Below are 13,424 nucleotides of genomic sequence, written 5' to 3' on the forward strand. Positions count from 1 at the left end.
CTTGCTCATGTATTGCTGACGAGGTTGTTAACCTCTATTACACAAACGTTTCACTCGTTGTTCAGTTTTCAAAGAACAATCTTCATTCCAGCGCTTCGGCTCATTGCCTCTTTCGCTTCGTTCACCGTGTTTCTCATCGGCGACTTTTATAATATATCACGTCGTTCAATAGTGTGCAACAGGTAAAAAATTACTGCTTTAAATTAATTTGATTTGGCATTCAAATCCCTGCTCCTCTTCCCTCCATTACCCTAGCTGGGACGAACCGAATCATGAGACCACTCAAGGAACAAGCTCGGTTCGATCCCACTTCTTTCTTATATAGAAGGAAAATGCATTATACAGGAGAAATGAAATACCGCCTCCCGCCACTCACGTTCCATGCCCTGCCTTTCACCGAGGCCTCCAAACGCAATCCTTCCTGACTGCCTTCCTCGCGGATAATCAGATCATAGGAAGAGCGGATTCGACAAGCTCCGCTCTGCATAGCGGTAAGTATCGCTTCCTTCAGACGGCCCTCCCCCCATATCATAACCACTTCATATCCTCCCCGTGTACGCATTCCGCGTACTTCTCCATTCGGCCAAGCTTTAGGAAGCGCAGGCAGGAAGGCTATCGCATCCCCGTGCGATTGCAGAAGCATTTCGGCTATTTCTGCCGTACCTCCGAAGTTGGCGTCGATTTGAAACGGCGGATGGTCACCGAACTAGTTCGGATGCACCGACTTACGAAGCAAGGCCGATATATCTTCGTAGGCAAGCTCAGCACATTCCAGGCGAGCCCAGAACAAAATAATCCAAGCCCTGCTCCAGCCCGTATGTCCCCCACCATGCGCCAACCGCCGCTCAAGCGTGCGGCGTGCAGCCTAGGCCAACTCAGGTGTGGCAAAAGGTGTGATGTCATCCGCAGGGAACAAAGCAAACAAATGTGAAATATGGCGGTGCCCCAGATCTCCTGCACATCTTCGGCCCATTCCAGCAAATTGTCCATATTGACCGATTCGATGCGGCGGAAGCTTGGACAGAGCGGTTAGAAGCCGTCCTCGAAAGCCTGCCTCGCTTTCCCATTGTTCACTTGCATGCAGACAAGCTTCAAATAAAGCTCTGCTAATTTGAGTATCCATGCTCGGACCCATGGCGTCCCGCTGTTGCCATTCGGCAGACGATTACGATTCTCCGGTGACAGGGAAGGCGACGTTACCCATTCCCCTTGCTTGTTCTCCATCATATAGTCGAGCAGAAAGAGCGCCGCACCTTTCATAACGGGATAAGCGCGCTCATGCAGGAACACGGCATCCTGACCGTACAAGTAATGCTCCCATGCATGCAGCGCCAACCAAGCACCACCCATTGGCCAAACCGTCGCTGACACCACATCGCTCACCGGTGAAGTATCCGCCCATAGATTCGTCGCATGATGAGCCACGAACCCATCCGCCCCGTACAGTATGCGCGCAGTCCGTTTTCCATTGCTTCTCAGTCGATCCAGCAAATCAAATACCGGCTCGTGGCATTCCGCCAAGTTAGTCACTTCCGCAGGCCAATAATTCATTTGCAGATTAATATTTAGATGATAATCGCATTCCCATGGCGGCGTGATGTGGGCATTCCATATTCCCTGCAAATTGGATGGCAGCGTACCGGGACGAGAACTGCCCATCAATAAATAGCGTCCGTATTGAACCCATACGACTCCACCCGATTCCTACAATAGCCGACACAACAGCGAGAAAATAGTACCTTCCGTAGCACACGACAAAAAAAGACCAACTCTCCGCAGAGAATTGGTCTTCCCATAAATCATATTATGAATTGCTGCGATCACGCATATGCGGGAAGAGCAGCACGTCCCGAATAGATGGCGCATTGGTCAAAAGCATTACGAGTCGGTCGACGCCGATGCCTAGTCCGCCTGTAGGCGGCAAACCATACTCCAATGCACGAATAAAGTCGTCATCCATGTCATGCGCTTCATCGTTGCCGTGTTCACGCTCTTCTAGCTGCGCTTCAAAGCGTTGACGCTGATCGATTGGGTCGTTGAGCTCTGTGAACGCATTTGCATGCTCACGTGCTACGATGAACAGCTCGAAGCGATCCGTAAAGCGCGGATCCTGATCATTTTTCTTCGCAAGCGGTGAAATCTCAACCGGATGTCCCATAACAAACGTCGGTTGAATGAGCGTTTCTTCAACGAATTGCTCGAAGAACGCGTTCAAGATATGTCCGAATGTAAAGTGCGGCTCAACCGCAACCTTATGTTCCTTCGCCAGACGCTGCGCTTCTTCGTCCGTCATTTGTACGGAGAAGTCGACGCCAGTCGCTTCTTTTACCGCATCAACCATAGTGACACGGCGCCATGCTGGTGTCAGATCCACCTCATGGCCTTGATATTGAATTTTCGTTGTGCCAAGAACCTCCTGTGCAATATGCGCAATCATGTTCTCAGTCAAATTCATAATATCTTCGTAATCGGCATACGCTTCATACAATTCGATCATCGTAAATTCCGGGTTGTGGCGAGTCGATATCCCTTCATTGCGGTATACGCGGCCGATTTCGTACACTTTCTCCAGACCGCCTACGATAAGCCGCTTCAAATGCAGCTCGATAGCAATACGCATGTACAGCTGCATATCTAGCGCATTGTGGTGTGTAATGAAAGGACGAGCTGCCGCCCCGCCTGCAATCGTGTGCAATGTTGGCGTTTCGACTTCCAAGTAGCCAAGCGAATCCAAATAACGTCGCATCGCTTGAATAATTCGCGAACGCGCAATAAACGTCTGTTGTACTTCCGGATTCATAATCAAATCGACGTAACGCTGGCGGTAGCGCAGCTCAACGTCCTTCAGACCGTGATATTTCTCTGGAAGTGGATACAGCGACTTCGACAGTACTTCAAGCTCAAGCACTTTAACCGTTGTCTCACCCGTCTTCGTCTTGAAGATGACACCGCGCACTCCGATAATGTCACCAAGATCGAGCATGCTGAATGCTTCGAACTTCGGTTCAGGAACCGTATCTTGACGCACATAAATCTGAATGCGACCGGTCAAATCCTGAATATGGGCAAAGCTCGCTTTCCCCATGCCGCGCTTCGCCATAATGCGGCCCGCCAGGCTCACTTCCACGCCCGCTTCATCCAGCTCTTCCTTCGTCATGTCGTTATACTTGTCCAGTACTGCTTTGGCAGAATGTGTCCGGTTATACTTCTTACCGAACGGGTCAATGCCCAATTTGCGCAGCTCGTCCAATTTGTTACGGCGAATTTGCAACAATTCGCTTATTTCGGTTTCCTGATTGACGACGTCCGTCATAACGTTCCACTCCTTCTTATGCATGCGTTCAATGCTATATGCTGAACGATCTCCAATGGATTATAGCGAGCATAAATGTTCACCCAATATGATTTTCATTTCTATTTTCAATTTTTTTCATGAAAATTTCTCAATCGCAAAGCAAGGCAGCAACGGCCTGCCTTCTTCCTTATCGAGAAAAAAGCTTCCATTTGGAAGCTTTCATCCACTTGTGCCTGTCCTTCACCATTCATTCACTGCACATTCGGCGCATTTGTCGTTGCAATTAGCGCTTGATGTCAATGATCTTGTATTGAATCACGCCCGCAGGTACGCTAACGTCTACGACCGTGCCTTTTTGCTTGCCTAAAATAGCTTTGCCCACTGGGCTTTCATTCGAAATCCGATTTTGCAGCGGATCGGATTCCGCCGTGCCGACAATTGTGTATTCCATTGAATCGCCGAACTCCAAATCTTCAACGATAACTGTAGAACCGATGCTTACCGTATCCGTATCAATCTCATCGTTGTTAATGATACGCGCGTTGCGAAGCATTTTTTCTAATGTAATGACACGACCTTCTATGAATGCTTGTTCGTTCTTCGCATCTTCGTATTCGGAGTTCTCGCTGATGTCGCCGTAGCCGATCGCTACTTTAATTCGCTCTGCCACTTCACGACGTTTTACGGATTTGAGGTTTTCAAGCTCTTCCTCCAGCTTCTTCAGACCGTCCTGGGTCAGAATGACTTCTTTATCGCTCATCTTACCGATTCTCCTGTCATGATCAATATTTTCGCACTCCGGCCTCCGGGCCGCCTGACAGCGATCACTTCCGATGCAGCCGATGCGAATACCTTATTTCATCATATGGCGTCTTTTCCACATGATGACTTCTTTACTTGCTTGTTCATCGCTTGAAATTGTTGCGCTACACATGCCAAGGCCCGAGGCGAATTTTCTATTGTTGAATTATATGGGATGGATTAGTAAAAGTCAATGAGACGGCACACTCGTTTGAAAACGCTTCGATAAGTTCTGCTTCAACGATTGTTCCAATCAGTGCCGCCTTATTATTGATGAATTGGCTTTTACCAAAATCGAGCAGGACACGATATGTGTCCTGCTGGTTCTCGCAACAAGTCTGTGGAATACCTGTCCTTCTATATCGCGTCCCCTTGCTCCTCCACCTGTGCCACATAATCATCCAGGAGGCGGACCATTTCGTCACGGCGCGTTTCTTCCATAATAGCATCCTTGACGCGCGCGGCGCTAGGCAGACCTTTCAAATACCAAGCCAAATGCTTACGCATCTCCTTGACCGCCACCTTCTCGCCCTTCAAGGCAATTAGGCGGTCCATATGCACGATCGCAATGCGAACCTTCTCCGCTGGAGACGGGTCTGGCGGCAGTGTTCCATTCGTCAAATATTCCACCGTGCGATACAGCATCCATGGGTTGCCAAGCGCACCACGGCCAACCATGACGCCGTCGCAACCTGTCTCCTCAAGCATTCGCTTGGCGTCTTCCGGTGAGAACACGTCCCCGTTCCCAATGACGGGAATCGATACCGATTCCTTGACTTGACGAATGAAGCTCCAATCCGCCTGACCGGTGTACAGTTGCTCGCGCGTCCGTCCATGAACGCTGACCGCTTGCCCTCCTGCCCGCTCTACCGCCTTCGCATTTTCAACGACGTAAATATGTTCATCGTCCCAACCAATGCGCATCTTCACGGTAACAGGCTTCTCGACAGCCTCGACAACCGCCGACACCATTTCATAAATTTTGTTCGGATCCAGGAGCCAGCGGGCCCCGGCGTCGCATTTGGTCACCTTAGGCACCGGACATCCCATATTAATGTCGATGATGTCGGCATTGGAATCTTTATCGACAATCTTGGCGGCCTCCACCAGCGACTGACGATCGCCACCGAAGATTTGCAGGCTAAGCGGCTTCTCCCGATCATCAACATATAGCATTTCCCGTGTGCGCTCGTTGCCGTGAACGAGTGCTTTATCACTTACCATTTCGGCGCAGACAAGGCCGCAGCCGAACTCCTTCGCAATCAACCGGAAAGCCGGATTGCATACACCGGCCATCGGAGCGAGTACGACCTGATTTTTCATTTCGATGTTTGCAATTTTCAGCATCTCGGTCACACTCCTTTCTCTCACTAATCTATTTCAACTCGTGCATTGAATGCTGTTGCATGCGCGTAACGCTGCCAAAGTTCCATTTTACCGGATGGAGGGTAGTGTGGCTAGTTCATCCCTTGAAATATTTAATTCTCGGGAAATATTGATTATGGTCCGCTCGTCGATTTCGCGGTGTCCCCGTTCCATCTCCCCGAGCACGGAGACGGAGATGCGCACGCGATCGGCTAACTGCTGCTGCGTCAATCCCCTGAGCTTGCGGAAGGCGCGGATTCGCTTGGCCAGCTGCTTCGTTTCCATTTCCGAATCCCTTCCTTTCCATCCAGTGTTCCCAAGGCCTGGTGAACGAATGCGTGCAATTGCGTATCCGATTCAGGCACGATATCGGCAAGCGGCACCATGACGAACAGACGCTCGCCCATCCGAGGGTGCGGCAACGTCAGATCGGGCGTATTCACGCTGCAGCCTTCCATCCAGAGTAAGTCCAAGTCAATGACGCGCGGACCATTGCGAATGTTGCGCACCCGACCAAGCTGCTTCTCAATATCCAGCATCACTTGCAGCAACGCCTCCGCATCAAGCGCAGTAGCCAAGCAAGTGGTCATATTCAAAAATACTGGTTGATCCTCATACCCGACTGGATCCGTCTCGTAAATATCCGAGCAGGCAACAACCTTGATATCATGATGACGATCCAGTTCGGTCAGCGCCGCGTGCAGTGAGTATTCGCGATCACCGATATTCGCTCCCAGCGCAATATATGCGATAACGAGACCCGTCTCATCGCCCGATACATAATTGGACGCGCCTTGCTCTATTTCTCGCTCCATCGTTACGCCTCGCTCTCATCAGCGCACTGTTCATCCTGGTCCCGCACGCGCGTCATTTCTACGGTCAAGCCTTGAAAATGAATGTCAAACGGAGGATGCGGCTTCGTCACGCGCACCGTCGCTTCGTTGATTCTAGGGTAAGCATCGAGGAGCGCCGCCGCAATCCGTTCCGTCAGCGCCTCCACCAGTTGGAACGATTGTTCCTCGACTATCGATTTCACCATATAGAAAATATCTGCATAATTGACCGAATCGTTCAAGTTATCTGATACGCCTGCTTGCCGCAAGTCGATCTGCAAATCCAAATCGACATACCAAAGCTGCCCTAAGGCGCGCTCCTCCTGAAATACTCCGTGCCGACCGAAAAATTCCATGCGATGAAGCTGCATGCGGTCATATCCTTCTACTTTAGTCTTGATCATGTTTATAAGCCCCTCTTCTCTTAGGATGAACCGAACAGATAAATCGGCGGGTGCGGCTGGCTTCAGCGCGGATACAGCATCGCATCGCACATGCGGGCCGTACGCACGTTGGCTTCAATATCATGAACACGCACAATTTGACAGCCCTGCGCAATACCAAGCGCCGTAGTGGCTGCCGTCCCCTCGACCAATTCATCAACAGGAAGTTCAAGCGTATCACGGATGAACCGTTTGCGGGAAGCAGCAAGAAGCACGGGATAGCCGAGTTCCCCAAGTTCATCCAGATGATGCATGAGCGTCAGGTTGTCTTCAAGGTTCTTCGCAAATCCGATGCCGGGATCAAGCCAGATGTTCTCTTCCTTAACGCCTGCCGCCGTCGCAATAGCGATACTCTCGAGCAGGTCGCGCTTCACATCCTGCACGAAATCATCGTACTGCCTTGCCGGACGGTTGTGCATCAATATGATCGGACACTGATATTGTGCAGCTGCACGCGCCATTTGCTCATCTTTTTTGCAGCCCCAAATGTCGTTCAATATATGAGCGCCCGCTTCCAATGCTCTGCGCCCCACTTCGGCCTTATACGTGTCCACCGAGATCGGAATTTGGGGCATCTCCGCATGAAGGGCCTCAATGACCGGAATTACCCGGCTTAATTCCTCTTCCGCTCCTACAGGTTCAAAGCCAGGCCGTGTCGACTCTCCGCCTATATCGATGATATCCGCACCTTGCGCGACCATTTCCCGCACATGGGCAATAGCACGATCGACCCGATTGTACCGTCCGCCATCCGAGAAGGAGTCCGGCGTTACATTCAGAATGCCCATCACAAGCGTGCGGCTGCCCAATGATAGGGAACAATTGTCCCATTGATAGGTGCGCTGCCGAAACGTCGGTTGCAGCATGTTTCATTCATCTCCTCTAATCGCCAATGTCCATCCATGCGTCAGAAACATATTTTCACTGCACAGTTACTGCCGCTGCACGGTACATTTGCAGCAGCTTGTCCGTATATGAACCAATTCGTCCCTGACCTACTTGAACCCATTTCCCGTCCGTATCCAATAACGAAGTAATCGGAACCAGTTCCTGTACAGATGTCGTAATAAAAATTTCCTCTGCCTGCCGCAGATCATCCCACGTATACATTCCTTCTTCGGGGAGAAGTCCGCAAGCTGGCGCCAGTTCCATTACAAATCCGCGCGTAATACCGGGCAAGATGCCCGCTTCTATAGCCGGAGTGCACAGCCGGTCTCCCGCAACAAAGAACACATTGCTTACGATGCCCTCAGCCAGCTTGCCATCAGCGGTCAGCATAAGCCCTTCCGCCCCCTGCTCGGCTGAGCGGCAGGCGGCCAGCTCGCGCTTTGCCACAATATTGTTCATGTAATGGCCTGATTTATAGCGGATGTCTGCTTCAGGCGCGTTCCGCCGTGTCCGGAGCAATTGCAGCGGCTTGCCATTCTCATACAGCATATCCGGCATAGACGGAAGCGGCTTGGTCAGAACTAAAGTAAGTGGCGCAACGTAATCGCCTGCAGGCAAGCCAAAGCCGTTCTCACCTGCGCTCACCGTATACCGAACATAAGCCTCTTCCAACCCATTGGCCGCCATCACCTCGCCAATATGACGTTCGGCTTGATTCACGTCCAACGTATATCGAATCCCCAGCGTACCGCATGCTTCGGCCAAGCGCTTCAAGTGGCGCTCTAATAAAAACGGGCGGCCGCCATACGTCCGCATCGTCTCGAATAAGGTCATTCCGTACAAAAAGCCGTGGTCCATAACAGGAACCGCGGCTTGTTCGCTCAATACTAACCCCCCGTTCCACCCAACGACTTTCATCTTATGCGCCTGCTTTCACATTCAAGAAATTCCGCAGCATCTGATGTCCGTGGTCAGTTATGATGGACTCTGGGTGAAACTGGACACCTTCGATAGGATAGGCCTTGTGACGCAAACCCATAATTTCCCCTTCAGCCGTCTCTGCGGTGATTTCCAAGCAATCCGGCAGAGACTCACGCTCTACGATAAGTGAATGGTAGCGTGTCGCCGTAAACGGATTAGGTAATCCGGCGAACAGCGATTGTCCTTCATGCTGGATGGGAGAGGTCTTGCCATGCATCAACCGCTCAGCGCGGATCACTTTGCCGCCGAAGGCCTGTCCGATCGCTTGATGACCGAGACATACGCCCAAGATAGGCAATCTGCCTTTGAAATGTTCAATGACGTCGAGCGTAATCCCCGCCTCGTTCGGGGTGCACGGTCCCGGAGACAACAGCAAATGATCCGGTTTAAGCTGCTCCATTCCTTCGATATCAATTTCGTCATTGCGAAAGACTTGCACCTCTTCGCCCAGTTCCCCTAAATATTGCACCAAGTTATACGTGAAAGAATCATAGTTATCAACGACCAGTATCATCTTGCGTTCATCCTCCCCACAGCATGGATATTATATTTCTTTTCCTGCTTCATCTGATGCAGCAGACACCCTAGCCGTCCGGGTCCGCTCTCTTACATCGCGCTCGCTCATTTGCACGGCCTTCCATAACGCCTTCGCTTTATTTAAGCTTTCCGCATATTCCCGCTCTGGATCCGAATCGATAACGATGCCGGCTCCGGCCTGGATATGTCCAATGCCGTCCTTCAGCGTCAATGTACGAATAATAATATTTAATTCCATATCTCCATTATAGTCAATCCAACCGAACGAACCGGTATATGGCCCGCGCCGAACAGGCTCCAGTTCCTCGATGATTTCCATCGTGCGCACCTTCGGTGCACCCGTAATCGTTCCTCCTGGGAAGGTGGCCCGAATGACGTCAATTGCATCCTTGTCTGCCGCCAATGTTCCTTTTATCTCTGACACCAAATGCATGACATGCGAGTAATACTCGATCACCATAAGCTCTTCGACTCGCACTGAACCGTACCTCGATATACGCCCTAAGTCGTTTCTCACCAAATCAACGAGCATAATATGCTCAGCCCGCTCTTTTTCATTAGTGATGAGCTCATCAGACATAAAAGCATCCTCTTCCTCAGTGAGCCCCCTGCGCCGCGTTCCGGCGATGGGCCGCGCACTCACCCCACCTTGCTCTACCCGAACGAGCAGCTCAGGCGAACAGGAGACAAGCTGGAACTCTGGGAATCGCAGCAGACCCATATACGGCGATGGATTCAATGCGCGGAGCCATTCATACAAGCGCTCTGGCGATTCATTGATTTCGCGCATTTGACGCATGGATAAGTTCACTTGAAACACGTCGCCCTGGCTAATATAGTTCTTGATTCTGCGGACCGCTTCCTTGAATTGTTCCTTGGGGAACGCCGTATGAACCCCGTCGAACGCTTCAATGTCAATGGACAGTCCTTCCTCTAGCGCCTGCTGACGCCGTTCCGCTTCCTCCTGCATCTCTTTCTGCTGGCATGCCTGCCACCAATCGTCCCATTGGCTCTTCATTGCATGCGCGCGCTGCTCTGCCGCACCGTATCTAGCAGATAACGATCCATCGGTTACCGTCGTCATGACCGCACAATAAAGACAATGCTCCGTCTGATCGACGATCCACAATTCGTTCATTTGCATAAATATATAGTCTGGCAAAGCCAAGTCATCATCGGCAAGTATAGGCAGACGCTCTATCGAACGCGCAACATCGTAGCTCAAATAACCGACACAGCCGCCTGTAAATTTAGGGACCTCTTGTATACGTGGGGCACGATATGGCGCCATCCATTGTTGAATCATTTCAAGCGGATCTCCTTGGCGCGATTGTGTCGGCTGATGAGGTTCCCACACCGAGGCTTCCCGACCTTTGCCCGATATAACCGATGCGGCGCTCAAGCCCAAGAACGTGTACCTTCCGCTCTTTCCGCTCTCCAATACAAAAGCATGCTCGCCCGCCCCCTCCCACGCGGCTAACCAGGAAGGAATACGCACCTGAGCAGCCGGAAGCTCGAACTTAAGCACATAAGGAAGAACCGTATATCCTTCCTCCACAAAGCGATGCCACTGCTCAAGCGTGACCGCTGCCCATCCTCTCTCAACAGTTGCTTGCTCCACTAGTTCACCCCATCAAAAATGTCTTCAAGTGCGTGTTCAAAAAGGGCTCTTTTTGAACAACCTCTTCAAGGCATTGATTCTCACACCGTCGCTTAACATCTTATTTCTTAACAAATAGTATAGTCAAAGTCGGCACATAAGAAAAGGTCACATGTTGTAAATTAATGTAATTCAAAAATTCAGGGCCCGCAATCGGAGTCATTGTGATGACGAATTTAGAGGCAATCTTTCCTTAATCATAAAAAACCCCCTCTCGTCAAAGCTGCAAGCGAACGCCGTTCGCCCTGCCGCTCGTAACGCGAGGGGGAGGTCAAGCATGTTTAGTTCTCAAAGTTGAACAGCGGCGTACTTAAGTAACGTTCACCATTGCTCGGTACAACCGCAATGACGCGCTTGCCTTCGCCTAACTCACGCGCGACCTGCAATGCGGCATGAATGGCTGCACCTGAGGAAATTCCGCATAAAATGCCTTCTTCCTTAGCCACTTGGCGTGCGATCTCGAACGCATCGTCATTTTCAACTGCAATAATCTGGTCATATATTTCCCGATTCAGTATATCTGGAACGAAGTTCGCGCCAATGCCTTGAATCTTGTGCGCTCCAGGCTTGCCTCCCGACAAGATCGGAGAGGCTGCCGGCTCTACCGCTACGATACGAATGTCTGGGAAATTGCTCTTCAGCACTTCTCCCGTACCTGATATCGTACCGCCGGTACCAATACCCGCTACAAAAGCATCCAGCTTGCCGTCATACGCTTGAATCGCCTCGACAATTTCCGGCCCTGTCGTCTCGCGGTGAATCTTCACGTTCGCTTGGTTCTTGAATTGCTGCGGAATGAAATAAGAGGGATTCTCCTCCGCCAGCTCTTCCGCCTTGCGAACCGCTCCGTTCATTCCTTCTGAGCCTGGGGTCAGCACAAGATCGGCTCCGTATGCCCGCAGCAAATTGCGGCGCTCAATGCTCATCGTTTCCGGCATGACAAGGATCGCCTTGTATCCTTTGGCTGCCGCCACCATAGCCAGACCGATGCCGGTATTGCCGCTTGTCGGCTCTACGATCGTATCGCCCGGCTTTAAACGCCCTTCCTGCTCGGCTACTTCAATCATACTAATTGCAATCCGGTCTTTAACGCTCGCCCCCGGATTCTGATATTCCAACTTGACATAGATCTCCGCGCTGCCCTCAGGCACAATACGGTTCAAACGGACCAGCGGGGTGTCCCCAATCAATTCAGTTACACTGTTGACGATTCTTGGCATATGGAAGCCCTCCCATGGCTCAACATTAACGTTCATTTCCGACTAATTCACTTGGTTTTATTCCATCTTAACAATCCGCAAGTTGAATGTCAAGAGAGCAACAGAAATGAATCACATCTTGAGAAACTTCGTGATCAAAAGGGGACTTTTTGAACTACCTCTATCATTCGCGAATTCAAAATGGACACTTTTCAGCACCGAGAAGGTTGCAAGAACTCGAAGAAGGAGGAGCGCAGTGTAGGCGAGACTACATGAGCACCGGACTTCAAGAGTGAGTGCAAGATTCGATGTCGAATCACATCTTGAGAAACTTCGTGATCAAAAGGGGACTTTTTGAACTACCTCTATAAATAAAAAAAGGGATAGTCGCAAGAACAAGCATCTCCCTCGCTCTTGCGATTACCCCTTCATTATCCATGATGTTCGGCGAATGCCGAATCCTTGATTGCCGCATTGTACTTTTTTCGCAGCGCCTCTTCCCAGTCCGTTAAAGGCGATGTCTTCGACAGAGCCAAGTCTTTGCGCACCCGGCCTCGAAGCGCCTTGCGTTCTTCCGGTTCAACTTCTTTTTTTCCGTTCAGCATCACGATAGCATACCCGTCCTTCACCTGGATCGGTTCTGATATTTCACCGACTGACATTTGGGTGGCCGCTCTCAATTCAGCTGTGTTCACGAAAGGATCATCTTCATCAATCCACCCAAGCCGTCCTCCTTGGTTTGAAGTAAACTCATCACGGGAAAGCTGCTCGGCAAGGTCAGCAAAGGTTTCGCCTTGCTGCACCCGCTTCAAAATTTCGTTGGCTTCCCGCACGGTCGGGACGATAATGTGGACGATGTCATATGACGCAACTAGCTCGTATACATCGCGATGCTTCTCAAGATACCTCTCAACTTCTTCCTCCGTCACTTCTACACCGTTGGTCGCAATCTTCTCCATTAGGAGACGGTTATACAAATCTTGCCGCAGCTGCCTGGGACTCATTCCAAGCTGCTCCTGCATAGCCTGAAAGTAGACCTCTTCATCATCATACCCTCTCATCTGCTGCTTCAGTTCCCATTCCACTTCTTCCCGGGTAACATCGATTCCGAGCGTTTTCGCTTCTTTTTCTGCCGCTTTGGACGTCAATATTTGCTCTAGCACCATAGCTCCGTACTGACGTTGTAATTCGGCGTCCCATTCCGATCGAGTCACCAACTCATCGCCTATTGTGGCAACAACTGACGAGGATTTAGGGGGGAGTGTTGCATCATGCTCTTCTGCCGTCGTGTCGAGCCGAAAGATGAGGATGCCTGCAAGTATGATGATGCAGGTAAATAAAATAATGATGCAGCCCCATAAGCTTTTGACTTCTTTCGTCATATTGCTTGCTTCCCTTATCCCATATTTCCGTTCATACGTG

Annotated in this window: 13 protein-coding genes and 1 pseudogene; all 14 read right to left on the reverse strand. The window is 50.7% G+C overall.

The genetic code is table 11. From position 1 onward, the window contains the following. Positions 1 to 337: 337 nt before the first annotated feature. The 14 genes and pseudogenes from M3650_RS27835 to M3650_RS27900 all read right to left on the reverse strand — a co-directional run bounded on the left by M3650_RS27835 (position 338) and on the right by M3650_RS27900 (position 13,384). Complete coding sequence (locus tag M3650_RS27835; protein WP_251579459.1) at positions 338 to 643, reverse strand: glycoside hydrolase family 95-like protein; 306 nt, start codon at positions 641 to 643, stop codon at positions 338 to 340. Positions 644 to 697: 54 nt separating this feature from the next. Then, a pseudogene (locus tag M3650_RS27840) lies at positions 698 to 1,659 on the reverse strand (glycosyl hydrolase family 95 catalytic domain-containing protein); the annotation flags it as partial. Positions 1,660 to 1,804: 145 nt separating this feature from the next. Beyond that, a complete protein-coding gene (gene lysS, locus M3650_RS27845; RefSeq protein WP_251579463.1) occupies positions 1,805 to 3,313 on the reverse strand; it encodes a lysine--tRNA ligase in 1,509 nt (502 codons plus the stop codon). 265 nt (positions 3,314 to 3,578) lie between these two features. Then, a complete protein-coding gene (greA, locus tag M3650_RS27850) occupies positions 3,579 to 4,055 on the reverse strand; it encodes a transcription elongation factor GreA (RefSeq protein WP_019419054.1) in 477 nt (158 codons plus the stop codon). Positions 4,056 to 4,453: 398 nt separating this feature from the next. Continuing rightward, positions 4,454 to 5,443 carry a tRNA dihydrouridine synthase DusB gene (gene dusB / locus M3650_RS27855; RefSeq protein WP_019419055.1) on the reverse strand — a complete coding sequence of 330 codons (990 nt, stop codon included), beginning with the start codon at positions 5,441 to 5,443 and terminating at the stop codon, positions 4,454 to 4,456. Between the two features lie 87 nt (positions 5,444 to 5,530). Next, positions 5,531 to 5,746 (reverse strand): helix-turn-helix domain-containing protein, encoded by a 216-nt coding sequence (locus M3650_RS27860; RefSeq protein WP_036702913.1) that lies wholly within the window; start codon positions 5,744 to 5,746, stop codon positions 5,531 to 5,533. Continuing rightward, complete coding sequence (gene folK, locus M3650_RS27865; protein WP_251579465.1) at positions 5,689 to 6,276, reverse strand: 2-amino-4-hydroxy-6-hydroxymethyldihydropteridine diphosphokinase; 588 nt, start codon at positions 6,274 to 6,276, stop codon at positions 5,689 to 5,691. Before folK ends, M3650_RS27860 begins: the two co-directional genes overlap by 58 nt. Before the next feature lie 2 nt (positions 6,277 to 6,278). Continuing rightward, on the reverse strand, positions 6,279 to 6,698 hold the full coding sequence (gene folB, locus M3650_RS27870) for a dihydroneopterin aldolase (protein WP_019419057.1): 420 nt from the start codon (positions 6,696 to 6,698) through the stop codon (positions 6,279 to 6,281). A 62-nt stretch (positions 6,699 to 6,760) separates the two neighbouring features. After that, positions 6,761 to 7,603, reverse strand: a complete 843-nt coding sequence (folP, locus tag M3650_RS27875; RefSeq protein WP_251579466.1) for a dihydropteroate synthase — start codon at positions 7,601 to 7,603, stop codon at positions 6,761 to 6,763. Between the two features lie 55 nt (positions 7,604 to 7,658). Continuing rightward, positions 7,659 to 8,543 carry an aminotransferase class IV gene (locus M3650_RS27880; protein WP_233698585.1) on the reverse strand — a complete coding sequence of 295 codons (885 nt, stop codon included), beginning with the start codon at positions 8,541 to 8,543 and terminating at the stop codon, positions 7,659 to 7,661. Between the two features lies 1 nt (position 8,544). Further along, positions 8,545 to 9,120 carry an aminodeoxychorismate/anthranilate synthase component II gene (gene pabA / locus M3650_RS27885; RefSeq protein WP_251579467.1) on the reverse strand — a complete coding sequence of 192 codons (576 nt, stop codon included), beginning with the start codon at positions 9,118 to 9,120 and terminating at the stop codon, positions 8,545 to 8,547. Positions 9,121 to 9,150: 30 nt separating this feature from the next. Then, the gene (locus M3650_RS27890; RefSeq protein ID WP_251579468.1) at positions 9,151 to 10,764 is read right to left on the reverse strand and encodes an anthranilate synthase component I family protein; all 1,614 of its coding nucleotides are present in this window, start codon (positions 10,762 to 10,764) and stop codon (positions 9,151 to 9,153) included. Between the two features lie 320 nt (positions 10,765 to 11,084). Then, complete coding sequence (cysK, locus tag M3650_RS27895; protein ID WP_019419062.1) at positions 11,085 to 12,023, reverse strand: cysteine synthase A; 939 nt, start codon at positions 12,021 to 12,023, stop codon at positions 11,085 to 11,087. Positions 12,024 to 12,433: 410 nt separating this feature from the next. After that, positions 12,434 to 13,384 carry a peptidylprolyl isomerase gene (locus M3650_RS27900; RefSeq protein WP_251579469.1) on the reverse strand — a complete coding sequence of 317 codons (951 nt, stop codon included), beginning with the start codon at positions 13,382 to 13,384 and terminating at the stop codon, positions 12,434 to 12,436. Positions 13,385 to 13,424 lie beyond the last annotated feature (40 nt).

The organism is Paenibacillus sp. MER TA 81-3, assembly GCF_023713585.1.
Taxonomy (GTDB): Bacteria; Bacillota; Bacilli; order Paenibacillales; family Paenibacillaceae; genus Paenibacillus_B; species Paenibacillus_B profundus.